This window comes from Citrobacter sp. CRE-46, from assembly GCF_059615875.1.
The window spans coordinates 2,898,011-2,922,815 of sequence record NZ_CM184341.1; the positions used below are offsets into that span (position 1 = coordinate 2,898,011).

The following is a 24,805-nucleotide window of genomic DNA, read 5'->3' on the forward strand; positions in this document are numbered from 1 at the left end:
AAAGGGGATCGCCATCTATTTCACTGGCTTTAATTCTTCATCCAGTTTCTTAGAATCATAATAATCACCCTGCCAGGTGATTTTTCCTGCTTTAACATGAATATAGCTAACACCTTCAAATCTTATCAGATTATTTGTCGGTGGGCTCCCTGCCCATTCACCACTATTTTTTCCTGAGAACTGCCAACAAAAAGCCACGGTATCCTCGTCATAAACGGGTTTACCGATCATTTTCCAGGTCAGATCCGGGACCGCCTTAATAAAGGCCCCAATAACTTCTTTTTCTGCTTTTTCCCTGCCGGTAATCGGTTCTCCCGCGGCGGCATCATAATAGACAGCATCATCTGCAAGATATTGAGCCGCTCGCGAAGCATCATGCGCATTCCACGCCGCCATATACTCGTTCACGGTATTCAGCGAGGTACTTTCTGCCAGGCTATAGCCCGAGAGCATCACCAATGAAAGCACCGCCACTTTTAATGTTTTCATCACCACCCTCTCTATTCAGAAATGTCGCACATGATATGTTTCACCCGAGTGTATTCCTCGAGTGAATAAGATGAGAGATCTTTGCCATAACCTGATTTTTTGAAGCCGCCGTGCGGCATTTCGGCGCACAGGGGAATATGGCTGTTAATCCATACCGTGCCAAAATCAAGGTCAATGCAAAAGCGCTGCGCGCGACTGTGATTGCTGGTCCAGACGCTCGCCGCCAGACCATATTCCACATCATTGGCCTTAAGTAATGCATCTTCATCGTCAGAAAACGGCTGAATAGTCATTACTGGACCAAATACTTCATGCTGGATAGCTTCATCGTGCTGTTGCAGACCAGAGACGATCGTCGGCTCAAAATAGAAGCCAGGGCCAGATCCGGCGCGCCCGCCGGTCTCAATTTTTGCATGCGCCGGTAAACGCTCAATAAAGCCTTTCACTTGTTCCAGTTGATTCCGGCTATTCAATGCGCCATACAGCGCATCCTGGTCTTCTGGCGGCCCAAATTTAATACTCTTTGTTTTTTGTACCAGTTTTTCCAGGAATTCAGCGTAGATGGACTGTTCGACCAGAATACGCGTGGCCGCCGTGCAGTCCTGCCCGGCATTGAAAAAGCCAGCCGTGACAATCGCCGCAACCGCCTTGTCCATATCCGCATCAGCAAATACCACCGCGGGCGCCTTCCCACCCAATTCCAGATGCGCCCGGGTCAGGTTCGCCGCTGCCGAGGCCGCAACCTGCAGACCTGCGCGGACCGAACCGGTAATCGAAACCAGTGAGGCTTTCGGGTTTGAGACCACCAGAGAACCGGTACTGGCTTTGCCTAAAACCACGTTAAACGCCCCTCTCGGGAACAAGGGTGCCGCCAGTTCCGCCAACAGCAGCGTACTGACCGGGGTGGTGTCGCTTGGCTTTAACACTACCGTGTTACCCGCCGCCAGTGCCGGTGCAATCTTCCATACCGCCATCATAAATGGGTAATTCCACGGCGTAACTTGCCCGACAATACCCAGCGGTTCCCGGCGAATAGTCGAGGTAAATCCAGCGGAATATTCGCCTGCTGCCTTGCCTTCAAGACAACGCGCAGCCCCGGCAAAAAAACGGATGGCATCGCAGGATGCCGCGATCTCTTCCTTCTCAATAAAATGGCGAAGCTGGCCCGTCTCCTGGCTCTGGGCATTGACCAGTCGCTCCACGTTGCGTTCTATTTCGTCCGCCAGGCGCAATAACGCTATTTGTCGCTGGGCCGGTGTCGATTTTCTCCAGATGCTAAACGCCGCTTCAGCAGCAGAGTAAGCCTGCTCCACCTCTGCCGCGCTGGCATTAGGAGATAATGCGTACGTTTCACCGTCGACCGGACTCACCAGTTCGAAGGTCTCTTCGCTGCCGCCTGCTACATATTGCCCATTAATAAAATGCTTCAGGGTTTTCATGTCTGTCTCCACCCGTTAATACATAAAGAATCTTATGTAATATATATATTGTAAAAACTTTTCAAATACGCAACATTGACACTATGATAAGCCTCTCATTTTTAACTTGTTCTTTACATTATTCAGAGGAAGGCTTGTCATTGTTAGCTGACGCGGCGCGCGCAGCTCCAATGGTTATTGGGACACACATCCGTCTGTGCGGCAGCTTTTGCGCATGGGCATGTAAAATAACGCGGCCATTCTTACCTTCCTTGCCCAGCAGGCATGTGTTAGAAAGGGTCGTTGTTTCAGGGAATTGAGTGCAGAAAAGATTATGATTACTCACGCGGTCATATTTGCGCCTATCGGGCAGGTCAGTCGTTCAGACCAGATAGTGCAACGCCTTTCAAATGCCATTATCACGGGATTGTTGGAGCCGAAAGAACAGCTGCCCAACGAAACTGATTTGGCAAAGATGATGGGTGTCTCACATATCACTATCAGAGAAGCGCTAAACACGCTTCGGGCTAATAATCTTATCCATACTGTTCGTGGCCGTAATGGTGGCAGCTTCGTTTGCGAAAATATTGATGGCAAAAATAGCCCCCTGCATCCGTTCAAAGCGATCAGTACCGATTATCTTTCGGATCTGGGGGAAATGCATTGCGCCATCATTAGCCATAGCGCAAGACTTGCTTCCAGACGAATGACCGGCGCGGATATCGCCAAATTTCGCGAGTTTGTTGAGGTGCTCAGACAGGCAAAATCACCTGAGCTGATGACCCAGGCCGATATGCGATGCCTGCTGGCAATAGCCGCCAGTTCACATTCGGCACGGCTGGCGAACCAGGAGCTTCAGGTGCAAGCTGAATGGGCATCGCTGGTGGCGATCCTCTATCGCACGGACAGCATTCATGCCGAAATTATCGCGCTTTATTCAGCACTGGCCGATGCGCTGGCCGCCCACAACGAGACGGAATCAGTACAGCTTGCCACGCGGATCATCGACACCTTTACCTATTACCTTATCGAAAAAAAGCTGAAATATAACTCGAACTGACAATCCGTGAAGGTAGGACAGACAATGAGCTCTTCGACATCTTTAAGCGCATTAATCCGTAAAATTGATGATATTACTGTCTCTACGGTAGATTCTACCGTGGCGCTGGCGAGGAGCATCCATGAGGCGATTGCCGGGATACAGAAAGCTTCGGCCGAGGTTGTCCTCGATCCCTCTGTGCGATCTACCGTTCAACAGCATATTAAGCGTACGCTCAATGACAACCATTACTGCTCTGGAGCCGGATTTGCCAGCCATATAGAGAGCACCGCCACCACCAAAGAGTATTGGCTTTTGGAGTGGTGGTATAAGAAAGATAATGGTTTGAGCCAGGCGCATCTCGATTTGGATCAGGCCACGCAGCAACGACTGGATTTCAGAACCTTCGAGTGGTTTAAACATTCGCCACCGGCAGGCAAAGCCTATATCCACGGCCCGTACGTCGATTATATCTGCAATATCTCCTATACCCTGACTTCGGCAGTGCCGGTCTACTACAACGATCAGTTCCTTGGCGTCGCCGCCGTCGATCTGCTGGTCAGCCAAATCGAAGCCGAACTGCTCTCCTGCGCTCATCCTGACTATGTCATACTGACCAATCTGGAAAACAGGATTATCTTCTCCAGTTGGCCACGCTTTCGCGTGGGTGAGTTACTGTCGCCCGCCAACAGCACCGTGGTATATCAGAGCGACTACTTTATCCTTTATCACTATCAAAACTAAGGGCCCGAAGGCCCTTGTTTTAGTTGTCCTGCCCCATATTGAGCTTATTGGCGTAAGCAATGGCGTCGTTTTCCGGCGCCGCAGAGCGCCCAAACGGTCGGGTCAGGAACATATAGATAAGCCCCGATCCAACGACAATCGCCAGGCCGAACAGCACTGTCCAACGATCAATGAAATCGCTGCTGTCTGCTGGTTGGGCCAGCAACCAGATCCCGCATAATCCATAGGCTAAGGCCAGCACGTTTACAATCACGCCCCAACCGCCAATGGTCCACTCCCCGGCCGGTTTCCAGCCCTTCAGACGCTGACGCAACGCGGCAAGTACGACCATCTGGAACGAGATATAAATACCGATTACGGCAAACGCGGTAATACGCGACAGGTTGTCTGGCTGGAAATAGACCCAAACGCAGATGATCACCGGCAGCAAGCAACTGACGACCATCGCATTATCCGGAACGCCGTTTTTCGAGATTTTGGACATCCATTCACTTCCCGGCAGCATTCTGTCGCGAGAGAACGAAAAAATAAGACGGCTTAACGCAGCCTGTAGAGACAAAATGCACGACAACATCGCCACAATCGCGACGATGATAAAGATAGTTGCGCCGGTTTCTCCCAGGGCTTCATTGAGAATGGCGGGGATTGGATCGGACGTTTTACCATTCACGATACTGACCAGATTCGGTGAAGCCAGCAGATAACCCATCACGGAAATGATGGCGGAAATTGCGCCAAATACGATGCTTAAAATCATCGCGACCGGGATCTTTTTGCTCGGGTTCTGCACCTCTTCCGCTACGTTACCGCAGGCTTCAAAGCCAAAGAACATAAACAGCCCCATCAGCGCAGCGGACATAAACGCGGTGGAGTAGCTTCCGTCCTGAGCAAGCACGCCCATCGAGTCGAAGATGACGGAGAAAGGCTGAGAACGGTGAAAGATCAGCAGGTAAATTCCCAGCGCAATCACGCTGACAATTTCACACCAGAAGCCAATTTTGGCGACTCTGGCCAGGTTTTTGGTCCCGGACATGTTAACAGCCATCATCAACAGCAGTAGCAGGACAGACGTCAGCAACATGGTGGCAGGCGTTTGGCCATAGTGAAACAGTGACTCAACAAACGTCGAGGTATATTCCGCAATTGACGTAATGGTGACCACCAGCGCCCACAGGTAAATCCAGGCGGCAATCCAGGCATATTTCTTGCCCCATAATCTTCTCGCCCAGGGATACAGTCCACCGGTTATCGGATACTGGGAAGCGACCTCGCCAAATACCAACGCCACTAAAAGCTGGCCACATGCGACGATTAAAATCCACCATACTGCGGGCGGCCCCGCCAGCGTTACAGCCAGCGCAAACAGCGAATAGACGGCAGTGAGCGGCGAAAGGTAGGTAAACCCCAACGCGAAATTAGAAATTAAACCGATTGAGCGATTGAACTGTTCTTTGCCATCTTTCTGAAAATTATCGTTTTTCTTATCAGGTGTCTGTTCCATATATCTTTCTCTTTTGTGGAATAGTCGCAGGGTTGAACAATTAATGTATAAAAGATATTAAGTTATATGTATAGTGATTTTGTCGCGGAGTTGTTAAAAATGATCGCATGTCACGTTAATGAAAAAGTGAGGGCAAAATGGTAGAAAGCGCTGGCATTTAGCAGTATTTATGACCAATGGATCTTCGCAGCCGCCAACCGTGGGCTACGCTGGCGGAAAAATATGCGCATCTGATTTAAGTTCGGGGCTAAGTAGCAATAATCGCTGCTGTTAAGCAACATTTTTGCAATATAATAGTGTGATGTTAAACGCTGAACCTGAGCAGGTGAATGATGGAAATTGATCTCGATAATCTGGTCTTTGATGGACTGGAAGAAGCGCAAGAGCGTAATGCTGAACGTCTGGAAGATGCAGATAAGAAAGCGCAGGAAATTATTGCTGATAATGACTGCGGCGACGCCTGCAAAATCTGATTTCTGAACCGGCGCAATGCCGGTTTTTTTATCGCCTGTTACCCCTTCACCCCTTCCCGTTTCAGCCCGTATACCGTAAAGCCTCAATCAATTTGGCAAAGGCGGCGGTGTGCTGCCTGCGGCTGGGGTAGTATATATAATAGCCCTGGAAGGGTTCGCACCAGTCCTCCAGCACTTTTTCCAGCGCACCGTCAGTCACCGCCTGTTCGACAGTATCTTCCGGCACAAATGCCAGCCCCATCCCGGCAATCGCTGCGCTAATCCGCGGGGGGAGATTGTTAAAAATAAGCTGCCCTTCAACCCGCACGCGCAAATCTTGTCCGCCTTTGCTAAATTCCCAGGCATACAGCCCGCCCAACGTCGGCATGCGCATGTTGATGCAGTTATGGTTTTGCAGATCGTGTGGGGTGAGTGGTTTACCATGGCGGGCAAAATAAGCGGGTGAACCGACCACCACCATGCGCCAGTCCGGGCCAATTCTGACAGCAACCATATCTTTTGCCACCTGCTCGCCGAGACGAATACCCGCGTCATAACGGCCAGCCACAATATCCGTCAGGCTGTTGTCGAGGGTCATTTCCACTTTCACTTCAGGATAAGCCTGCAAAAAAGGCGCCAGCGCTGGCCAGACGGTCGATTGCAACGCATGTTCACCCAAGGTAAGGCGAATGTTACCCGCCACCCGCTGACGGATGTCGGTTAATGCCAGCAGCTCCGTTTCAATGTCATCAAAACGCGGACTGATACTGTTGATGAGCCGTTCTCCGGCTTCAGTCGGCGCGACGCTGCGCGTGGTACGGGTCAGGAGTCGAACATCCAGCCGCTCTTCGAGTCCACGTATCGCATGGCTTAACGCTGACTGCGAGACCCCGAGCTTTGCCGCAGCCCGCGTAAAACTCCGCTCGCGGGCGACGATAATGAGATAATAAAGATCGTTAAAATTATCACGCAGCATGCTTGTCCCCAGCCATTAACTTTATTGACGTATGGTACAGGTCATGAGGGTAATCACGTAGCGTTTCTCAACGTTCGCGCACATCACTCCTGTTCTCCCCCCTTTCACTAATAACATTTTGTATATAGATAAGAATTTTTTCTTATTTTGTCTGAATCGTAAGTTATGGGAGCGTAAAAAGCACAAACCAAAAACTACAGGGATTTCATACAATGATGGCAACGAAAATTCACAGCGCTAAAAAAACACTTCTGGCACTCAGCGTGCTGCTGGCCTCTGGCATTAGCGTTTCTCAGGCTCAGGCTGACCAATTGGCCGACATCAAAGCCGCCGGCGTCGTTAAAGTGGCGACATTCGACGCCAATCCACCGTTCGGTTCAGTTGATGCAAAAACGCATAAGATTGTCGGCTACGACGTCGATTTTGCCGAAGCGCTGGCCAAGTCCCTGGGGGTAAAACTGGAGCTGGTGGCCACCAATCCGGCCAACCGTATTCCGCTATTACAATCCGGTAAAGCCGACTTAATCGTAGCGGATATCACGATCACACCTGAGCGTGCACAAGTGATCGATTTCTCCGTGCCCTATTTTGTCACCGGCCAGCAGTTCCTTGTGCCAGCAAAATCCCCGGACAAGCTCGATGAATACAGCAAAGCGCGAATCGGCGCGGTAAAAGGTACTACCGGTGAGCAGGCGTTACATCAGCGCTTCCCGCAGTCGCGCGTACTGGCCTATGACGATATCCCCCTGGCATTAACCGCCTTACGCAACGGTAATGTGCAGGCCATCACCCAGGACAGTACAATCCTGGCGGGCTTGTTAAGCGGTGCGCCGGATAAAGCAGATTTCAAAATTTTGCCGGACCTGCTGAGTAAAGAAGAGATCGGCGTGGGGGTAAAAAAAGGCGAACCCGCGCTGTTAAAAGCCGTCAACGATGAACTCTTGAAGCTGGAGTCTACTGGTCAGGCAGCAAAAATTTATGATGTGTGGTTCGGCCCTGAAACCAAAACCCCGCAGCCCCGCGCCTTTAAAATAGAAGCCAAGTAATATGCTCTCAGCTCTTTTTCATCGTTCCGCAGCTTCGGCTGCGGATTCTGCCCAATTGGGTCAGGCAAGCGTCAAACTGCACAATGTGTTTAAACAGTATGACGCTCATACCGTACTTAACGGCGTCAGCCTGGCAGTTGAACCTGGTGAAGTGGTGACCATTTTGGGTCCTTCTGGCTCTGGAAAATCCACTCTTATACGTCTTATCAACCAGCTTGAGTCGCTCAGCGGTGGCGAAATTTTCATTGATGGTAAACCGATTAGTCAGTTGCGCGGCGCTTCATTACGCCAGTTACGCAGCCGTATCGGTTTTGTATTTCAGCAATTCAATCTCTATTCGCATCTGACCGCGCTGCAAAACATTGCGCTGGCGCTGGAATATGTTCACGGCTGGAACAAAGCGGAAGCAAAAGGCCGGGCACTCGAATTGCTGGATCAAGTGGGACTGCTCGAGAAAGCCGATGCCTATGCCGCTCAGTTATCCGGCGGGCAGCAACAGCGCGTTGCCATTGCCCGCGCGCTGGCTTCATCGCCACAAATCATTTTGTTTGATGAACCCACCTCCGCGCTGGATCCAGAAATGATCGGCGAGGTGTTACAAGTGATGAAAAATCTGGCTCACAGCGGTATCACGATGATCGTCGTGACTCATGAAATGCACTTCGCTCGTGAGATTGCCGATCGTGTGGTATTCATTGATGGCGGCGATATCCTGGAGGTCGCCTCGCCGGAGGATTTCTTCACCCGCCCACAACATCCCAGAACTCAGCGTTTCCTGAAAAAAGTGCTCGACCCGTTACACCAGGAGTTACCGTTATAATGCATCTAATGGACTGGCAGGGGGTGCTGAGCGGGCAACCCCTACAATGGATAATTTCCGGTTTTCTCACCACGCTATGGGTGACGCTGGCAGGCGTCACGCTCGCCACTCTCTTCGCTCTCCTACTGCTCGGCTTACGTTTGACAGGCAATCGCATTGCCACCGCGGTGGTCGGCGTGTGGGTCTCCGCTTTTCGCAATACGCCTTTACTGGTGCAACTGATGTTCTGGTATTTCGCCGCATGGAATTGGCTACCCCGTGACGTGATTACCTTTATTAATGCTGAACACCCATGGTCAGTTCTGCCGGGTGACGTCTGGTGGTTAACGCCGGAGTTTCTTTGTTCTGCCTGGGGGCTGGGTGTTTTTACTTCAGCCTTTTTGGTCGAGGAGATTGCCTCTGGTTTGCAGGCGGTTTCTGCCGGACAACGCGAGGCGGCCATTGCCCAGGGCTTTTCCTCATGGGCGGTTTTTCGTCACATTCTCCTTCCCCAGGGACTGGCGAACGCATGGCAGCCCATCGTTGGGCAATATCTCAACCTGATGAAGCTCTCCTCGCTTGCCAGCGGTATTGGATTTGCAGAGTTGACCTATCAGGTGCGGCAAATTGAGAGCTATAACGCACATGCACTGGAAGCCTTTGCCGTTGGAACAGTGCTCTATCTGCTCATCGGTATCGTGTCAGGTATGCTGCTTACGCGTCTTGGACCAAAAACTGTGTCAGGTAAACCGTTCAGGGCAAAAGCCCGTCTGTTCAGCGTCAGGAGCATATCGCATGATCGCTAATATTTCGGTCATTACTGACAATCTTGACTATCTTCTGTGGGGACGCGTGACCGAAGGCCAACCCGGCGGCGTTTTGCTTACTTTGCTGATGGCTATCGGCGCGGCATTGCTGGCACTGCCCGGTGGGATAGTTCTTGCCTGCTGCGCCTGGCGTTTTCCTGGCGCGATGCGCAAAGGACTGTTTATCTGGGCCGAGTTTATTCGCGGCATTCCGTTAATCTTTGTGATTTTCTGGATGTGGTATTTGCTCCCCATGCTGACTGGAAGCGATCTGCCTGGCGCAGTTACCGTGACGTTGGCGCTGGCATGGTTCACCGCCGCCTCGGTGATGCACTCGGTGTATGCAGGAATTAGCGCCTTACCTGGCGGGCAATATGAAGCTGCAGTGGTGCAGGGTTTTCGCCCGTACCAGGCCCTGTGGCTTATTTTATTGCCGCAAGTGCTGCGCAACATTATGCCGTCATTGACCGGGATTTTTATTGGACTACTGAAGGACACGTCGCTGGCGTTTATCGTCAATGTGCCAGAACTCACGACGGTTGCCGGTCAGGTTAATAGCCGGGTGCAAATCTATCCGGCGGCCATTTTTATCTTTACCGGACTGGTCTATTACCTGCTGTGCTTTAGCCTGGAAAAATTCACCCAGCGACGATTCGCGCTAAAATGACCTCAAGGCTCAACATTCCACGAACTGGTGGTCTTCGTTGAGCCGATATTTCACGCCAGCCCGGATATTTTTTTCACCTTCAACGGCAAGCGCAAAACGCATTCTTTCGCCATCATGATAGGCCAGCGCCGCGCATCCGCCAGGACCGAGTATTATCGAATCGACAGTGCCTGTACTGGCAACAACGGCGTTCTCTCCGCTGGCAATAATATGGATATTGTCTGCGCAATTGGCGATTTTCGATTCCGCGCCGAAACAAGCTAGCTGGGTTAAATCACCGCTGCAGGCGATCCGATTTCTGTCGCCCAGTGCACTGATGCGTACACGCATACCGGCACTGGCGATGCGCGTACCGTCACCCACGCTACTGATACGCGCTGAATTTCCCGCGACCGCAATTCGCCCGCGATCGCCCGCGCTGCCGATATGCGCGTTATAGCCTACGCTGCCTATACGTACGCTGTAACCTGCACTGGCAATTTGCGCGGCATAGCCAGCGCTGGCGATTTTAACGTTATCATCCGCACAGCCAAAGCTGACATTATCTTCCGCACTCGCCAGCGGGCTGCTGGTCCCCCCCGTTGTTTTCACGCGGGAAATATTTCCCATCGCGCGAATATCCTGCCGGACAAAACTCTCCTCTTCCCGCCATTTTGACCAGCCGTATTCCACCAGACTATTTGCCCAGTCGATATACCCTTCCCGCTGGAGCGCACGATGTACATCGGCATAACTTCCCCCGGCGGGAAAAGTACGTAGAAACCAGCGATACATTACGGGCCCAACGCGCCAGGCCCGTAAGTCATCACGCGTAATCATCATCGCTTAATGCCGGTGATAGCCATCCACCATGCACTTGAAGGTTTCGCCCGGCGTGCGGCCCGTAGTGCAAAGATAAAGATGCCCAAAAATGAAAAACAAACTGATTATTGCCAGCGCAAAATGTGCCTGTAACAACCAGTAACGCACACCGGGGAACAGATCGCCGACTACCGCCGGATAGAGCGATAACAGACCCGATATCAACAACAGCGGCAGAAGACCATACATCACGCCAACATAGGCCGCCTGCTGTAGCGGATTGAATTTCGAACGCTTTGATGCCGGGAATGGATGTGACTCTCCCTGCATAATGCCAAACAGGTAAAAACGCGTTTGTCTTTGCGCGCGTCCGATCCAACCCTGCCGCTGAATAATATAGTGATGTCCGTTACCGCCAATCAGGTTGATCAGGACAAAACCAATCCAGCAGGCGAGCAGCAAAAAGCCACAGACTTCGTGTACGGTAAGCAGGCTTTTCATCACCGACGCGCTAACGGCCGAGAAGTGATTGACGAGTCCACTGACCAGAAGTAGCAGAAATAACAGCGCGTTCGACCAGTGCCACAAGCGGACAGCCTTCGAGTATAAGTAGATCTTCTCACCGTGCCCTGCCGACGCTTTATGCGCGGCACGAAAGCGCAGCATGGCGTGTAGCGCCAGCACCAGCCACATTCCCACCAGCATTAATCCGGCGATGACCAGCCACACTGGCCAGTAGTCAGGAGAAAACATAGGGACATATTGCGCAAGCTGGGCGTGAAACTGTTCGGCATTCTGCGACGCGTTCATACATTTTCCTTTTTAATCAAATGTTGACCGAACCGACGATACAGATGGGGTTTCCCGGCGCCTGCAAGTTGATACTCGTAATACTTGTTTTCCCGCAGCCAGGTCTGAATCTCCGGGCTATCTTCACGACCAAAAATCAGCGCGTGTTCCGGGCAGGCGTTAACACAGATCGGTGGAAAACCTTTCGCCAGACGTGATTCAGCGCAAAAGTCGCATTTATCAGCCACTTTGGTGCGCGGATTGAGATAGCGGACCTGATAAGGGCACGCGCCTATGCAGTAACTGCAGCCGATACACGAAGACGTGTCGACCCGGACAATGCCGTTCTCATCTCGCCAGGAGGCGCCGGTTGGACAGACCTCAATACAGGGCGCATCATCACAATGCTGGCAGGACTGACGAAAATAGTGATACAGCGTTTCGTTGTCGTTATCCGAAACCGGAATATGCGCTATCGACAAACGGCTGCCCTGGTCAGGAACATGATTGGTTTTCCTGCATGCGCGGGCGCAAATATTACAGCCGTTACACAGTGATTCGTCGTGGATCATGACATAACGAACGCCTTTAGTGCTCCTGGGACTTGCTAACAAACTTTGACCTGGGCCGGTAAAAAAAATCACCGTCCCCATGCCAATGACAAATTTACGTCGGGTGAAGGACATCGGGTTATCCTCTAATGCTGTGACAGTGGTCGTCCACACATTCCATGACATCAACCTGAAGAATTCAGGGGTTCTGATACTGCTCAACCTCAAACCATTCGCACAGGCCGTACGCTTTGCCATAACTCATAAAACGTTCGCTGAACAAATAAGGCTCCGCATTTGACGATTCCACAGTGCGTATATCTGCGTAATCCGGGTGCGTTTCCATTGCCGAGAGCGCCGCTGCAACCTGCTGATCGCCAAAGCTATACGGCGGTTGCGTCAACATGGCGACCTTATAGGGGCGTGGATACGTTTGACAGTCGAAGCGTACCGCCTCGGCAATCGCGCGACAGATGTCGTTCTCCACCACCTGCACACACATGCTGGCGTAGTTTGCCGTCATGGTTTGCGTCGAAAAGAAATACGCCTCTTCAGCGCCATGCACACAGGTAATATCCGCCCCATTCGCGCCCTGACACAGGGTATCCAGCAGCACGGTTAAGTCAGTCTCAGGAACCGAATACGGTGGCTGCAGGAAGACACTGCGAGCCACCAACTGACCCGATGCTGAATGTTGGCGGATAAATTCCGCCACTATCGACTCCGGGCTGGCAGGTTCCTGAACCTGCGGCGCGTTCACCTGTTCGGCAGGCGACTGTAGCGCCTGCAGCCAGTGTCTCTTTTGGCTATCTACCTCATCAGGAAACGCCTCAATGGGTGCCTGAACGTTGCTCACATTAGTCATCTCGCGTTCCTTACGCTGGCAACAGATCTTGTGCCGCCAGATCGGCTGCCACATCCTCAAGTCCGAGTCGATTCAGCGTTTCGCGCGTAGGGCAGCCCAGCTCCGGATCCCAACCCATTTCCTGATAGAACATCGTCAGTGACAGGCGCATGTCCTCCCGGTCCATCTTGTCGGTCCCCTCGGTGAAGACCGGGATCTTCGGATCTTTATCAAACACCCAGGAGCAAATGAGATCGTGCTCATTGCGCATATCTTTGGTTTGCATCAGTTTGACCGTATAGGCACGATGCAGGGTAAAGATACGTTCAGCGGCCAGATCCAGACTCGCCTGCGTGGTTTCATCGCCGGTAACCGCCTGGAAGAATTTCGCTTCCAGATCCAAATCTCCGCGATAATTACGGCTCTTGAGCGGCGAAACCGTCATCGGCCAGACCCAGTTGCATAGCGTGACCGCGTTATGCAAACAGACTTTCAGCAACGTCCATTTGGCATATTTGATCTTCGCGGCATTGATCGGGGTGTAGTTTTTGGTTTCGTCGTAGGCATCCTGCGAACCAAACAATTCGCCCGCCACTTCGCGCTGTAATTTCAGCGGCAAACCGGAACCGATGAAGTTAATATGGGTATGCGTCATACAGTCACGGTTAAACATACAGTTGGTGATCGCCCCAACCTGCGCTGAAGCCTCGTTAGCATGGTGGACAGGAAAACCAAACGGCGACCACAGTTTGTTCTTGGCATAACCCCAATACTCTTCGCCCAAATCCCAGCGTTCAGCAATGGCATATGAACCGTCCGCAAGGTGGCTGAGTTCTCCCACGCGATGCGCCAGCCGATAGTAAAAATCCTTAATAAAATTAGGATCGCCCGCTTCCAGCTGATCCCAGCGGATCTCCGCATACTCTTCCGCCGGCAGTACGCGCTTAAAAACGCCTTTCGAGTAGCAATAAGTAAAATCACGGTGCAACTGCCCGTAGTTACACCAGATGCCATAATCGTCGAACAGGTTCAGACCAATCAGGTTTCCCACCACGCGCCCATCGTCTTTATCGTCAAAATCTTTCGGGCCATTGGGGAAAATAGTGGTGTGCACAAAGTTCGCCACGCAGGTGTTGCCACCGGTACTCGGTACGCCAAAATCTTTCACCCGCGGGACATTGAGCTGTGACATACAACGAATCGGGCACGAATGGCAGCCGCTCATTTTTACCGTGTATTTCTCAGCGGCAGGTCCGAGATCGAACACGGATTTATAGGTACGGAAACCGACGGTATTCTGGTTGCCCGGCGGGATTTCACCCGTTTCAATTGGCCCGCCTTCCGCCGCGCCCCAGAACAGTCCCTTGCGGGCCGTCCAACGCGAGTTTGGCGAAGAGTATTCTGCCCAGGCCTGCGGGGTGCTCGGCACAACGTGGTTGTTGTTGGCACCGATAAGCTCGGTCATCATATAGTCATTAAGCCGCTTCATCTCTTTGCGGTCGGCAATGTTGACACCTTTGGTCCCTTCTACCGCAATGGCCTTCAGATTTTTCGAGCCCATCACCGCGCCAGTACCGGCGCCGCCGCTGTGGTTGCGGCTGTTGATCATGCAGGAGAGCGGTACCAGATTTTCCCCCGCCTGGCCAATCGCGGCGACGCAAGTCTCAGGGCTGGTAATGCGGCAAATCTCTTCGGTTGTGGCGCGCGTGCCCTTGCCCCACAGGAAATCGGCTTTTTCGATGCTGACTTTATCGTCTTTGATGTTGATCCAGACAGGCGACGCGGACTTACCTTCGATAATAATGGCGTCGTAACCGGCAAATTTCATTTGTGCGGCGAAGAAACCGCCCATGTGGGCATCTACGACTAAATTACCTTTGGTAAATGTTGACAAGGAGGTGATATTGACGCGGGAACTACAGGGTGCGCCCGAGCCCGTTAATGGCCCGGTGGCGAAAACCAGTTTATTCCCTTCATCAAAAGGCATGGTGCCTGGCGGGACTTCGTCGTACATAATTTTATACCCAAAGCCCATCCCACCGATAAATTTCTTAAATTTACTGGAATCTTCATGGGTGATATTACCCGTGGTGAGATTGATCCGTAAAATATTACCTGTCCAACCGTTAGCCATCATGTTTTCCTTTGCAAGAAGGTTCAATAGATATACCCGTCAGGCAGCTTTTTTATTCAAAACTGCGCTATTTTTGGCAATTAATGACGCGTATCAGGCATGCCTGCCCTCTATCAAACGGTAATATCTTTCCACTCGATAATTTTTAATGCCCCAGTCGGGCACGCATTGGCGCATTCCCCGCATAACACACATTTTGAGGATTTTTTCGTTTCCGTGTTGACGGTCGCCATCATCCACGGGCAGGCTGTGGTACAAGCGCTACAGCCAATGCAACGTTTATGGTCCACGGCAATACAACCGTCTTCCTGCTTCCAGGTAATGGCGCCAATCGGGCAGACCTTCATGCATTGCGGATCTTTGCATTGGCGGCAGGTATCCGCGGTATAGTTTAAATCACCATACAGTCCGCCACCGGACCCGACGCCATCATCGCCAAAGAAGTAATTACGATGAATTTTGATGCGGGAAAAGAAGGTGCCAACGGCCCCATCGTTATAATTGGTACAGGAAATCTCGCAGCGATGACAACCAGTGCAGCGTGCTCGCTGCGTTACCAGCACCCCTTTCGGCGTATTGATAAGGCCAACGGTACCGCTGTCGATATCTTCCTGCTTACAACCAAAAAGTGATAACAACGCGGGTGCAATGGTCAGTCCTGCCAGACCCTTTCCGGATATACGTAGGAATTCAAGCCGCGTTAAGCCACAATCTAAAAATGGACGATCAACCTGGTTCATTTATTTCGCATCCTCTTCGCAAACGCAGTAGCGGCAACACATCAAGGCTAATTTTTACGCACAGATCGGGCCAATTCGGCCACTAATGTTGCCAACAACACGTGAATATTTGCCCTAACCTGATCGTATAAATGACGGCGGTTAAACTAAATGAATCTAATCCTTTAGGGTTAGGCACAATGATAATGTGGTTATTCAGCGCCCGTCGTTTTGATCGTCATCAATTAAAAAACGGAAGGAAAGTAATTAATGCGGAGTGAGATTTATTATCATTAAGATAATTTGAAACAATATTTCATATGGCTTGCAAATATTTGTGACTCCACTCTCAAATATATTTTTATATATCAATCGATATACAACAAAATATACAGCGATGTGTGTTTCTCTAATTGCAGTCCTAAATTATATATATTGATAGAATAACGTGACGAGAATAAGAGGATGGCGCAAATGACTGCCCTCCTCTTTTTATGGATTATCCGGCCAATGCTTTAATAACGGTCTCAATGGCCTGTTTTTCTAGTTCACTGCGCTTTACACGCTGGTTGGCGAGGGTGGTTCTCAGCACACCCGCAATGACGATATGCTTTGGCTCTTGTCCCAGATCGCGCATTTCCAGTACTACTTTACCGACTATTCTGCACATTTCCCGGTACAACTCATCGTCTTTGGTCTGATTTCCCATATTTGCCCGCTCGTCATTAACTCAAACCAACAGCATATATCACTCTGGCTAATTAGACAAAATTCAATGAAAATCAAACAAATGTCATAAATCTATCGGATCCGCTGCAGTCGATTTACCAGTTCCGCAAGGCTCCGCGCCTGCATTTTTTCCATCACCCGCGCGCGATGAACTTCAACCGTGCGCACGGCAATATTCATAGCGTCCGCAATTTCCCGATTCATTAACCCTTTTGCAACCAGTTGCGCCAACTCTCGCTCCTTTGGCGTGAGCATCTGATAGCAGGCCACGATCTCTTGTCGCGAGAAGGCGGCGCGAGAAACCTGCAAAGCGTGTTCTAACGCTGTCTGCAAAGGCCCGGCGGACACCGGCTTTTGCAAAAAATCGACTGCTCCACGTTTCATTTGCTCAACCGCCATCGGCACATCACCATGCCCGGTGAGGAACACCACCGCCAGCGTACTTTCTCGCTGGCGCATCGCTTCATGTACAGCGTGCCCATCCAGTACCGGCATACGCATGTCCAGCAAAAGCACGCCCACCTGGTGCAGATTTGCCCCTGCGAGGAATGTTTCACCCTGCTCCCAACAACATACCTCATATCCCAGACTTTCCAGTAAAAACGCACAGGCCTGGGTGACGGCAATGTCGTCATCCAGCAGATGAATTAATGCCACTACGGCCTCCCTCCTGGTTTTGCTTAAAATGTAATGTCACTACCGCCCCCGCTTTTTCATCAGGAGCCTGATGATTTTTGATCTCAATGTCGCCATTTGCGTAACGCACCAGCCGCTGACAAATGGCTAATCCCAGCCCCATGCCTTCTTTACGGGTGGTCATAAACGGCTGAAAAGCCTGGTACAACTGCGCCTCATCAATACCGACAGCGTTATCCTGCACCTGAATACGCACATCCCCCTCCTCACGCTGAGCGCTAAACCACACCGTGGTTGCCCCGGCCTGGGCCGCATTGAGCACCAGATTGGCCAGCACCTGCTCGAGCAGAACGCTTGGCAGAGTCAGCGTTAACGTCTTGCCGACACGCGTTTGCAGCGCCACCGCCGGGAATTGCTGGGGCATGCGCAATAATTGCCAGACGTGATGAATTGCATCATGCACGTTGACGGTCCGCCAGTCATCGGTCATCACCGGATTACCCTGCGCCTGGCTGACCCACTGGCGCAGATTGTGCAACGTATCAGCGCCCCGCTGCGCCTGAGCATCAATGTTCTCCAGCGCAGGCAACAACGGGTGCTGCTTATCCTGACCGCGCAGGCGGATCAAACAGCCCTGCGCATAATGGCGGATAGCCGACAGCGGCTGATTAAGTTCGTGGGCAAACCCGGAGGTCATCTCGCCAAGCACACTCATTTGGCGAGCGGTTTCCAGCGCCTGTTCTTGTTTGCGCAGCAGAATGCTGTTCCGCTCCAGTTGCCTGCCGCGACGACGAACCAGCAGCATCACCCAGATATAATTGAGCGTCAGTAGCAACAGCACAACGGCCACAGCCCCCATAGCGAGCTGGTGCTGGATAAACCAACTTTTGACGTCCAGCCAGAGCTGACGCTGCTGAGGATGCTGGCGGACATCGCGTAGCAACGCTTCTACTTCGCGTGTCGAAGCAGGCGCTCCCCAGCGAAACGTTGCATTCTGCGGAGAATTGAACAGCACCCGTGTGACGCGATCGGCGAGCTCGTCGCTCACTGCAGGCAGTGCCGCAAATGACCAGTCAGGATAGAGCGGCGTACTGGTTAAACAGGGAATCGAGGTCGGATGGTTGAGTACAGCCCTAAAGTCCGTTTTATGAATGAGCCCTTCCTCATCCATGTTTTCCAGCAGACACACCGGCACAATCACCGCCTGCACAGCTTTTTCGCGTAGTAAATAGAGTAAGGCATCGGCAGGAAAACCGGTAAACGTCAGGCGTAAATCGCGCTCAGGTCGCAGACCGGCATCGCTAAGTGCTTTATACCCCAACAAATAGCCGCCAAAAGCCTGAGCATCAATGGCGCCAACCGTTTTACCGATCAGATCATGCGCGGAAGCGATCCCACTATCGCGCCTGACAAGAATCGCGCTACCGATCACGTTACTGGCGGCTTTGCCTCCCCGGGTAGAACGTAATGACGCCAGCCAACGTAACGCAGAGCGGTTGTTTAGCTGCACAAACTGCGCCGGATTAGTGACTACAAATTGTACCGTACCACGATTCACCGCCTCCTGCATCTGGTGCAGATCCAGCGGTTGTATATGAAACTGCTCACCGGAAATTTGCTGATTCAACAGGGTTTCCAACGGCTGCCAGTGCTGACGTGTGGAGATCTCCCCACGCATTGCCAACACGCCAATGTTCCATGTCTGCGCCGCGACCGTGCCGCTTAGCATCCACAGCGACGCCAGTACCGTCAGGCATCTTACTACGTTGCGTCCCACTCAATTATCCCTGTCAATTATGTTGTTTTAGATCAACAACAAGCCGGGTATGTGGTTAACCACAATAGAGTACCCCCCGTCACGATTTTTACACTGTAAATCATTGAGATTCTTTATTCATCACACACAAATCAACGGCGTGACCAATGTTTCGTTGTTGTACCGTGACGGGAGAAAATATGGACAGCAGTAAACGGCAGTTTCTCCAGCAACTGGGCGTCCTGACCGCTGGCGCTTCACTGGTCCCCCTGGCGCAGGCGCAATTCCCCTTCTCGCCTGAACGCCATGAAGGCTCACTCGCGCATCGCTACGCCATGTTGATTGACCTGCGACGCTGCATCGGCTGCCAGGCCTGTACCGTCAGTTGCGCTATTGAAAACCAGACGCCGCAGGGAGAATTCAGAACCCTCGTTAACCAGTATCAGGTGCAGCTTACAGGCCAGCAAAGCGTCACCAACGTCCTGCTGCCGCGCCTGTGCAACCATTGCGATAATCCCCCTTGCGTACCCGTTTGTCCGGTGCAGGCCACTTTCCAACGTGAAGACGGTATTGTGGTCGTCGACAACACCCGCTGTGTGGGTTGCGCTTATTGCGTGCAGGCCTGCCCATACGATGCGCGGTTCATCAACCATGAAACGCAAACCGCCGATAAATGCACATTTTGCGTACACCGTCTGGAAGCGGGGCTGCTCCCGGCCTGCGTGGAATCCTGCGTCGGCGGCGCACGCATCATTGGCGATATCAAAGATCCGCACAGCCGGATTTCTCAAATGCTGCATGAACACCATGAGGCCATCAAAGTGCTGAAACCCGAAAGCGGAACATCACCGCACGTGTTTTATCTGGGTCTGGATGAAGCGTTTGTCACCCCGTTAATGGGACGCGCTCAACCCGCGCTCTGGCAGGAGGTTTAAATGAACCATTCACTGATTATCGAAGAGGTTCTGGCCCATCCGCAACATGTAAGCTGGTTACCCTGGGCCGTACAGTATTTCTTTTTCATCGGTATTGCCGCCTGCGCCGCGCTGTTCGCCTGCGTGCTGCACTGGCGCAAACATGAGACGCCGGACCTGGAAAACCTGACGCTGTTGATCGCCCTGACCTGTGCAATAACCGCCCCGTTGGCGCTAACCGCCGATTTACACCAAACCGCCCGCGTCTGGCATTTTTATGCTTATCCAACGCCATGGTCCTGGATGCCATGGGGCGCGCTGTTTTTACCGCTGTTCACCGGCTTCCTGGGCCTGTGGTTTTTGGCGCAGCACGTTAAGCGGATAACGCTTAAAAGTTACAGCGTAACTAAATGGTTGGCCGTCGGTAGCGCCTTATCCGCCATCGGATTACTGGTTTACACCGGTCGCGAAGTGTCGGTGGTGCAGGCGCGTCCCATTTGGTTCAGCTACGCCTTTCCGATTGCAATGTTCCTCAGCGCGCTACAAACGTTCCTCGCCCTGCTCATCGCTGCAACAAACAGTGAAGGATCTTTGCTGCGCAAACTGGCGTGGGGACAAATTGTCGCCTTGAGCGCGCTGGCTATCGTGGTGGCAATTTGGGTGAGCGGCAATACGCTCTCCGGTTCAGCAATTCGCCAGTGGCTGGATGTCGCCTCTTCGGCACGACACTACGCCATCGGTTGGGTTGTGTTATGGCTTGTCTCGCTTGGCCTTTGCGGGCTGGTGCTGCGTTTTCCATTATCGCGGCTGCTGCGCATATTACTGGCGTTTAGCGCCATGGCGCTGTGCTGGCTGATGCGCTGGACGTTACTCATCCAGGTACAGACCGTACCGAAATTTAACGCCCAATTTAATCCTTACACCCTGCCCGGCGGCACCGATGGCTGGCTGGCCATTGTGGGCACCTTCGGCCTGTGGATAGCACTGATTATTATTGTTCGTGAAGCCCTGAACGCGATCGCAAGGAGAATGCAACATGGCTAATTTAACCCGTCGTCAGTGGCTTAAAGTCGGTCTTGCAGTAGGTGGCATGGTGACGTTTGGTCTCAGTTATCGGGATGTAGCAAAGCGCGCGCTGGACGGTTTGCTGGACGGTACCTCTGGTAAAATTACCCGCGACCGCATCTTTGGTAATGCGCTCATCCCTGAAGCCAATGCCCGGCCGCAATGGCAGCAAAATCCGCAGCAGGTGATCTCAATGACGCAGTGCTTTGGCTGCTGGACGCAGTGCGGTGTGCGGGTACGCGTTGATAGTGAGCAAGGCAAGGTGCTGCGCATTGCCGGTAACCCTTATCATCCATTATCTCACGAGCACCATATTGACGCCTCGGTTCCCTTTGCCACGGCAATGGCGCAACTGGCGGGCGAGTCGGGTCTGGACGCGCGCTCCACCGCCTGCGCTCGTGGCGCAACCTTACTTGAAGGTCTGTACAGCCCACAGCGCATTCTGCAGCCCATGAAACGCGTCGGCAAACGCGGCGAGGGAAAATGGCAGCGCATCAGCTTCGAACAATTAATCACAGAGGTGGTGGAAGGCGGTGACCTGTTTGGTGAGGGCCATGTTGATGGCCTGCGGGCAATTCACGATCCCGATACGCCGCTTGATGCCAGACATCCCGGCTTTGGGCCAAAATCCAATCAGTTGCTGGTCACCAATACCAGCGATGAAGGACGTGATACGTTTTTACGTCGCTTCGCGCTGAACAGTTTCGGCAGTAAAAACTTCGGCGCGCATGGCGCTTACTGCGGTCTGGCCTACCGGGCCGGTTCTGGTGCGCTAATGGGCGATCTGGATAAAAATACCCACGTGAAGCCCGATTGGGATAATGTCGAATTCGCGTTGTTTATGGGAACCTCTCCGGCGCAATCCGGCAACCCGTTTAAACGCCAGGCTCGCCAGCTCGCCAGCGCCCGTTTACGCGACGACTTCCGCTATGTGGTGGTGGCGCCAGCCCTGCCATTAACCACGGTACTGGCTGACGATCGCGGCCACTGGCAGCCCGTGCGTCCGGGAAGTGACTCCGCGCTGGCGATGGGTATGATCCGCTGGATAATCGAAAAACAGCGCTATAACACCGATTACCTTGCGATTCCCGGCGTACAGGCCATGCAGCAAGCCGGTGAAAAAAGCTGGAGCAACGCCACGCATCTGGTGATCACCGATGAGATCCCAAATCTTGCCGGGCAGCATTTAACCCTCGCGCATCTGAACGCAAACGCCGCCCAGGAGCCGGTGGTCGTTAACGAAGCCGGAGAAATCGTCGCCGCCAGCGGTTGCCCACGCGCGCAGTTGTTTATCACCCGCGTGGTGACGCTGGCAGACGGCCAGACGGTGACGGTAAAAAGCAGCCTCCAGTGCCTGAAAGAATCCGCCGAAAAACTCACGCTGGCGCAATACAGCCAGCAGTGCGGTGTGTCTGAAGCAGACATTGGCGCACTGGCCGACGCGTTTACCCGTCACGGACGTAAAGCGGCGGTGATCGCCCACGGTGGCATGATGGCAGGTAATGGATTTTATAACGCCTGGTCGGTAATGATGCTCAATGCGCTGATTGGCAACCTGAGTCTTGAAGGCGGCGTGTTTGTCGGCGGCGGCAAGTTCAATGGCGCCACCGATGGACCACGCTACAACATGGACAGTTTCACCGGGAAGATTAAACCAAAGGGATTAAGCATCGCACGCAGTAAAACCGCGTATGAGTCTTCCGAAGAGTACCGCAATAAAGTAGCCGCCGGACAATCGCCCTTCCCGGCAAAAGCCCCCTGGTATCCGTTTGTGGCAGGTCAACTTACTGAACTTCTTGTCTCGGCACTCGAAGGCTACCCTTATCCGCTAAAAGCCTGGATCTCTAACATGACCAACCCGTTTTACGGCATCGCAGGGTTGCGCGGCGTGGCGGAAGAAAAGCTTAAAGATCCTGCGCGTTTGCCGCTATTTATCGCCATTGATGCCTTTATGAACGAAACCACGGCGCTGGCAGATTACATCGTGCCGGATACCCATAACTTCGAAAGCTGGGGATTCAGCGCCCCGTGGGCGGGCGTCGCCAGCAAAGCTACCACCGCTCGCTGGCCCGTGGTCAGAGCCGCAACCAGCAGTACCGCTGACGGTCAACCGGCCTCAATGGAATCTTTCTGTATTGCGGTAGCAAAACGCATTGGTTTGCCTGGTTTTGGTGATAATGCGATTACCGACCCACAGGGCAATCAGTATCCGTTAAATCGTGCGGAAGATTATTATCTGCGCCTCGCCGCCAATATTGCGTTTATGGGTAAATCACCGGTCCCGGAGGCTCAGCCGGAAGACATTGCCTTGACCGGGGTGCAACGGATCATGCCGGTGATAACGCAAACGCTGAAAGCCGATGAAGCCAGCCGGGTGGCATTTGTGTATTCACGCGGCGGGCGTTTCGCCCCAGCCAGCAGTGGCCGGGTGGAGGATCGCGTCGGCAATGCGTGGGAAAAACCGCTGCAAATCTGGAATGCGAATGTCGCCGCGCACCGCCATGCGATTACCGGCGAGCGCTACAGCGGCTGCCCGGCCTGGTATCCTTCGCGTCTGTCAGACGGACGTGCGGTCGAGGAGTTGTTCCCGGAACAAGAATGGCCGCTGAAATTGATCTCCTTTAAATCCAATACCATGTCCAGCGCTACGGCGGTCATCCCGCGCCTGCATCATCTGAAGCCGGTTAATCTGGTGGCGCTCAACCCGCAGGATGGTAAGCGGTACGGCTTAGCACATGGCGATACGGTACGTATCACTACGCCTGGCGGTCAGGCACAGGCGCAAATAAGCCTGCTTCATGGTGTTATGCCGGGAGTTATCGCCATTGAACATGGCTATGGACATAAAGAAATGGGCGCGGCGCAGCATACGCTCGACGGCGAGCCGATGCCATTTGACGCGCAGATAAGGTCGGGAATTAATCTCAATGATTTGGGCTTTGCGGATCCTACCCGGCAGGTAACCAATACCTGGCTTGACTGGGTGTCGGGTGCGGCGGTACGCCAGGGGCTGCCAGCGAGAATTGAGCGCGTGTAACTCGCGCGTCCGGTGGCAACGCTAACGCATTTTATCCGGCCTACAACGTCCTGTAGGCCGGATAAGGCAAAAAGCGGATCAGTTATTCACCGGGATCACCGCGCCTTTATATTTAGTGCGGATCCAGTCCTGAATCTCTTTTGAATGCAGCACGTCTACCAGCGCCACAATATCCTTTTTCTTCTCATCGCCGCGATGTACGGTAATGATGTTGGCATACGGGTTGTTTTCACCGCTTTCGACGGCAATCGGATCTTTCACCGGATCCAGCCCCGCGTCGATAGCGTAGTTCGCGTTAATCACCACCGCATCGCCTTCGTCGTTGTTGTACATCTGCGGTAACAGCGCCGCTTCCACGTTAGGCAGGAACTTCAGTTTTTTCGGGTTTTCCACGATGTCGCTAATGCGCGCGGTGACTTTGTCCACCCCCGGTTTCAGCTTGATCACCCCCTCTTTTTCGAAAATCGACAGGATACGGCCTTCCTCAGATACCGCATCGCGCATGATGACCTTGCCGCCTTCCGGCAGATCTTTAAGCGATTTAACTTTCTTCGAATAGATGCCGATCGGCTCAATGTGAATCGCTCCGGCGCTGACGAAGTCATAGGTTTTATCGCCAGCATGATCTTTAATCACGCTGTTCAGATACGGAATATGTTGGAAGTAGTTAGCGTCAATTTCACGGCCAGCCAGCGCGGTATTCGGCAGGATGTAATCCTGGAACGGCTTAATTTCCAGGTCGATCCCCTGCTTTGCCAGAATCGGTTTGGCCTGCTCAAGGATCTCCGCGTGCGGTACGTTTGATGCGCCAACGGTCAGCGTATCAGCCCAGGAGGCGAAGCTCAGGGCGCTTAAGGTTGCTGCGGCGAGTAATGTCAGTGATTTTTTCATGA

General features: G+C 52.7%; 24 protein-coding genes. 10 read left to right on the forward strand and 14 right to left on the reverse strand.

From position 1 onward, the window contains the following. Positions 1–15: 15 nt before the first annotated feature. Both AC534G_RS14090 and AC534G_RS14095 read right to left on the reverse strand, forming a co-directional pair. Positions 16–489 (reverse strand): ester cyclase, encoded by a 474-nt coding sequence (locus AC534G_RS14090; RefSeq protein WP_110498156.1) that lies wholly within the window; start codon positions 487–489, stop codon positions 16–18. Positions 490–500: 11 nt separating this feature from the next. Then, on the reverse strand, positions 501–1,928 hold the full coding sequence (locus AC534G_RS14095; protein ID WP_038640325.1) for a gamma-aminobutyraldehyde dehydrogenase: 1,428 nt from the start codon (positions 1,926–1,928) through the stop codon (positions 501–503). A 313-nt stretch (positions 1,929–2,241) separates the two neighbouring features. On the opposite strand from AC534G_RS14095, the gene AC534G_RS14100 reads away from it, so the two are divergent. Together AC534G_RS14100 and AC534G_RS14105 are read left to right on the forward strand one after the other, a co-directional pair. Continuing rightward, positions 2,242–2,967 (forward strand): FadR/GntR family transcriptional regulator, encoded by a 726-nt coding sequence (locus AC534G_RS14100; protein ID WP_110498158.1) that lies wholly within the window; start codon positions 2,242–2,244, stop codon positions 2,965–2,967. A gap of 24 nt (positions 2,968–2,991) precedes the next feature. Further along, the gene (locus AC534G_RS14105; RefSeq protein WP_038640317.1) at positions 2,992–3,690 is read left to right on the forward strand and encodes a cache domain-containing protein; all 699 of its coding nucleotides are present in this window, start codon (positions 2,992–2,994) and stop codon (positions 3,688–3,690) included. A 19-nt stretch (positions 3,691–3,709) separates the two neighbouring features. Here AC534G_RS14105 and AC534G_RS14110 read toward each other — a convergent pair whose 3' ends face one another. Next, positions 3,710–5,191: an APC family permease gene (locus AC534G_RS14110; RefSeq protein WP_042308718.1), complete on the reverse strand. Its 1,482-nt coding sequence runs from the start codon at positions 5,189–5,191 to the stop codon at positions 3,710–3,712. Positions 5,192–5,523: 332 nt separating this feature from the next. On the opposite strand from AC534G_RS14110, the gene AC534G_RS14115 reads away from it, so the two are divergent. After that, positions 5,524–5,664: a hypothetical protein gene (locus AC534G_RS14115; RefSeq protein WP_003832695.1), complete on the forward strand. Its 141-nt coding sequence runs from the start codon at positions 5,524–5,526 to the stop codon at positions 5,662–5,664. A 61-nt stretch (positions 5,665–5,725) separates the two neighbouring features. Here AC534G_RS14115 and AC534G_RS14120 read toward each other — a convergent pair whose 3' ends face one another. Then, positions 5,726–6,619, reverse strand: a complete 894-nt coding sequence (locus AC534G_RS14120) for a LysR family transcriptional regulator (RefSeq protein WP_110498160.1) — start codon at positions 6,617–6,619, stop codon at positions 5,726–5,728. A gap of 212 nt (positions 6,620–6,831) precedes the next feature. Here AC534G_RS14120 and AC534G_RS14125 point away from each other — a divergent pair, with 212 nt between their 5' ends. Genes AC534G_RS14125 through AC534G_RS14140 form a run of 4 tightly spaced genes read left to right on the forward strand, consistent with a single transcriptional unit; the run spans position 6,832 to position 9,937 of the window. After that, on the forward strand, positions 6,832–7,665 hold the full coding sequence (locus AC534G_RS14125) for an ABC transporter substrate-binding protein (RefSeq protein WP_110498162.1): 834 nt from the start codon (positions 6,832–6,834) through the stop codon (positions 7,663–7,665). 1 nt (position 7,666) lies between these two features. Beyond that, on the forward strand, positions 7,667–8,485 hold the full coding sequence (locus AC534G_RS14130) for an amino acid ABC transporter ATP-binding protein (RefSeq protein ID WP_110498164.1): 819 nt from the start codon (positions 7,667–7,669) through the stop codon (positions 8,483–8,485). Further along, positions 8,485–9,270: an amino acid ABC transporter permease gene (locus tag AC534G_RS14135; RefSeq protein ID WP_038640306.1), complete on the forward strand. Its 786-nt coding sequence runs from the start codon at positions 8,485–8,487 to the stop codon at positions 9,268–9,270. The genes AC534G_RS14130 and AC534G_RS14135 overlap by 1 nt, the downstream gene beginning before the upstream one ends. Then, positions 9,260–9,937 carry an amino acid ABC transporter permease gene (locus AC534G_RS14140; protein ID WP_038640304.1) on the forward strand — a complete coding sequence of 226 codons (678 nt, stop codon included), beginning with the start codon at positions 9,260–9,262 and terminating at the stop codon, positions 9,935–9,937. The genes AC534G_RS14135 and AC534G_RS14140 overlap by 11 nt, the downstream gene beginning before the upstream one ends. A gap of 9 nt (positions 9,938–9,946) precedes the next feature. Here AC534G_RS14140 and ydhT read toward each other — a convergent pair whose 3' ends face one another. The 9 genes from ydhT to ttrS all read right to left on the reverse strand — a co-directional run bounded on the left by ydhT (position 9,947) and on the right by ttrS (position 18,869). Further along, positions 9,947–10,759 carry a protein YdhT gene (gene ydhT / locus AC534G_RS14145; RefSeq protein WP_110498166.1) on the reverse strand — a complete coding sequence of 271 codons (813 nt, stop codon included), beginning with the start codon at positions 10,757–10,759 and terminating at the stop codon, positions 9,947–9,949. A gap of 3 nt (positions 10,760–10,762) precedes the next feature. Beyond that, positions 10,763–11,548: a thiosulfate reductase cytochrome B subunit gene (gene phsC, locus AC534G_RS14150; protein ID WP_038640300.1), complete on the reverse strand. Its 786-nt coding sequence runs from the start codon at positions 11,546–11,548 to the stop codon at positions 10,763–10,765. Beyond that, positions 11,545–12,213, reverse strand: coding sequence for a 4Fe-4S dicluster domain-containing protein (locus AC534G_RS14155; RefSeq protein WP_042308731.1), 669 nt, complete (start codon positions 12,211–12,213; stop codon positions 11,545–11,547). Before AC534G_RS14155 ends, phsC begins: the two co-directional genes overlap by 4 nt. Positions 12,214–12,277: 64 nt before the next feature. Continuing rightward, positions 12,278–12,943 carry a YdhW family putative oxidoreductase system protein gene (locus AC534G_RS14160; RefSeq protein ID WP_038640298.1) on the reverse strand — a complete coding sequence of 222 codons (666 nt, stop codon included), beginning with the start codon at positions 12,941–12,943 and terminating at the stop codon, positions 12,278–12,280. A gap of 10 nt (positions 12,944–12,953) precedes the next feature. Further along, positions 12,954–15,056: an aldehyde ferredoxin oxidoreductase gene (locus AC534G_RS14165; protein ID WP_038640295.1), complete on the reverse strand. Its 2,103-nt coding sequence runs from the start codon at positions 15,054–15,056 to the stop codon at positions 12,954–12,956. 113 nt (positions 15,057–15,169) lie between these two features. Further along, entirely contained in the window at positions 15,170–15,796 is a 627-nt protein-coding gene (locus tag AC534G_RS14170) for a ferredoxin-like protein (RefSeq protein WP_038640293.1), read from the reverse strand. Positions 15,797–16,274: 478 nt separating this feature from the next. After that, entirely contained in the window at positions 16,275–16,484 is a 210-nt protein-coding gene (gene fumD / locus AC534G_RS14175; RefSeq protein ID WP_038640291.1) for a fumarate hydratase FumD, read from the reverse strand. 92 nt (positions 16,485–16,576) lie between these two features. Further along, positions 16,577–17,161, reverse strand: a complete 585-nt coding sequence (ttrR, locus tag AC534G_RS14180) for a tetrathionate respiration response regulator TtrR (RefSeq protein WP_038640289.1) — start codon at positions 17,159–17,161, stop codon at positions 16,577–16,579. Then, entirely contained in the window at positions 17,136–18,869 is a 1,734-nt protein-coding gene (gene ttrS, locus AC534G_RS14185) for a tetrathionate respiration histidine kinase TtrS (protein ID WP_496594607.1), read from the reverse strand. Before ttrS ends, ttrR begins: the two co-directional genes overlap by 26 nt. A 227-nt stretch (positions 18,870–19,096) precedes the next feature. Between ttrS and ttrB the strand changes: the two genes are divergently transcribed. The 3 genes from ttrB to ttrA are packed head-to-tail and all read left to right on the forward strand — an operon-like array spanning position 19,097 to position 23,912. Then, positions 19,097–19,831, forward strand: coding sequence for a tetrathionate reductase subunit TtrB (gene ttrB, locus AC534G_RS14190; RefSeq protein WP_038640285.1), 735 nt, complete (start codon positions 19,097–19,099; stop codon positions 19,829–19,831). Beyond that, entirely contained in the window at positions 19,832–20,854 is a 1,023-nt protein-coding gene (ttrC, locus tag AC534G_RS14195; RefSeq protein WP_110498168.1) for a tetrathionate reductase subunit TtrC, read from the forward strand. Further along, the gene (ttrA, locus tag AC534G_RS14200; protein ID WP_110498170.1) at positions 20,847–23,912 is read left to right on the forward strand and encodes a tetrathionate reductase subunit TtrA; all 3,066 of its coding nucleotides are present in this window, start codon (positions 20,847–20,849) and stop codon (positions 23,910–23,912) included. The genes ttrC and ttrA overlap by 8 nt, the downstream gene beginning before the upstream one ends. Positions 23,913–23,990: 78 nt before the next feature. Here ttrA and AC534G_RS14205 read toward each other — a convergent pair whose 3' ends face one another. Beyond that, a complete protein-coding gene (locus AC534G_RS14205) occupies positions 23,991–24,803 on the reverse strand; it encodes a MetQ/NlpA family ABC transporter substrate-binding protein (protein WP_003029358.1) in 813 nt (270 codons plus the stop codon). Positions 24,804–24,805: the final 2 nt, after the last annotated feature.

Excerpts from the sequence above, each read along its gene's own strand:
- AC534G_RS14090 (WP_110498156.1), bottom strand. The coding sequence starts at position 489 with ATGAAAACATTAAAAGTGGCGGTGCTTTCATTGGTGATGCTCTCGGGC.
- AC534G_RS14095 (WP_038640325.1), bottom strand. The coding sequence starts at position 1,928 with ATGAAAACCCTGAAGCATTTTATTAATGGGCAATATGTAGCAGGCGGC.
- AC534G_RS14100 (WP_110498158.1), top strand. The coding sequence starts at position 2,242 with ATGATTACTCACGCGGTCATATTTGCGCCTATCGGGCAGGTCAGTCGT.
- AC534G_RS14105 (WP_038640317.1), top strand. The coding sequence starts at position 2,992 with ATGAGCTCTTCGACATCTTTAAGCGCATTAATCCGTAAAATTGATGAT.
- AC534G_RS14110 (WP_042308718.1), bottom strand. The coding sequence starts at position 5,191 with ATGGAACAGACACCTGATAAGAAAAACGATAATTTTCAGAAAGATGGC.
- AC534G_RS14115 (WP_003832695.1), top strand. The coding sequence starts at position 5,524 with ATGGAAATTGATCTCGATAATCTGGTCTTTGATGGACTGGAAGAAGCG.
- AC534G_RS14120 (WP_110498160.1), bottom strand. The coding sequence starts at position 6,619 with ATGCTGCGTGATAATTTTAACGATCTTTATTATCTCATTATCGTCGCC.
- AC534G_RS14125 (WP_110498162.1), top strand. The coding sequence starts at position 6,832 with ATGATGGCAACGAAAATTCACAGCGCTAAAAAAACACTTCTGGCACTC.
- AC534G_RS14130 (WP_110498164.1), top strand. The coding sequence starts at position 7,667 with ATGCTCTCAGCTCTTTTTCATCGTTCCGCAGCTTCGGCTGCGGATTCT.
- AC534G_RS14135 (WP_038640306.1), top strand. The coding sequence starts at position 8,485 with ATGCATCTAATGGACTGGCAGGGGGTGCTGAGCGGGCAACCCCTACAA.
- AC534G_RS14140 (WP_038640304.1), top strand. The coding sequence starts at position 9,260 with ATGATCGCTAATATTTCGGTCATTACTGACAATCTTGACTATCTTCTG.
- ydhT (WP_110498166.1), bottom strand. The coding sequence starts at position 10,759 with ATGATGATTACGCGTGATGACTTACGGGCCTGGCGCGTTGGGCCCGTA.
- phsC (WP_038640300.1), bottom strand. The coding sequence starts at position 11,548 with ATGAACGCGTCGCAGAATGCCGAACAGTTTCACGCCCAGCTTGCGCAA.
- AC534G_RS14155 (WP_042308731.1), bottom strand. The coding sequence starts at position 12,213 with ATGTCCTTCACCCGACGTAAATTTGTCATTGGCATGGGGACGGTGATT.
- AC534G_RS14160 (WP_038640298.1), bottom strand. The coding sequence starts at position 12,943 with ATGACTAATGTGAGCAACGTTCAGGCACCCATTGAGGCGTTTCCTGAT.
- AC534G_RS14165 (WP_038640295.1), bottom strand. The coding sequence starts at position 15,056 with ATGGCTAACGGTTGGACAGGTAATATTTTACGGATCAATCTCACCACG.
- AC534G_RS14170 (WP_038640293.1), bottom strand. The coding sequence starts at position 15,796 with ATGAACCAGGTTGATCGTCCATTTTTAGATTGTGGCTTAACGCGGCTT.
- fumD (WP_038640291.1), bottom strand. The coding sequence starts at position 16,484 with ATGGGAAATCAGACCAAAGACGATGAGTTGTACCGGGAAATGTGCAGA.
- ttrS (WP_496594607.1), bottom strand. The coding sequence starts at position 18,869 with ATGCTAAGCGGCACGGTCGCGGCGCAGACATGGAACATTGGCGTGTTG.
- ttrB (WP_038640285.1), top strand. The coding sequence starts at position 19,097 with ATGGACAGCAGTAAACGGCAGTTTCTCCAGCAACTGGGCGTCCTGACC.
- ttrC (WP_110498168.1), top strand. The coding sequence starts at position 19,832 with ATGAACCATTCACTGATTATCGAAGAGGTTCTGGCCCATCCGCAACAT.
- ttrA (WP_110498170.1), top strand. The coding sequence starts at position 20,847 with ATGGCTAATTTAACCCGTCGTCAGTGGCTTAAAGTCGGTCTTGCAGTA.
- AC534G_RS14205 (WP_003029358.1), bottom strand. The coding sequence starts at position 24,803 with ATGAAAAAATCACTGACATTACTCGCCGCAGCAACCTTAAGCGCCCTG.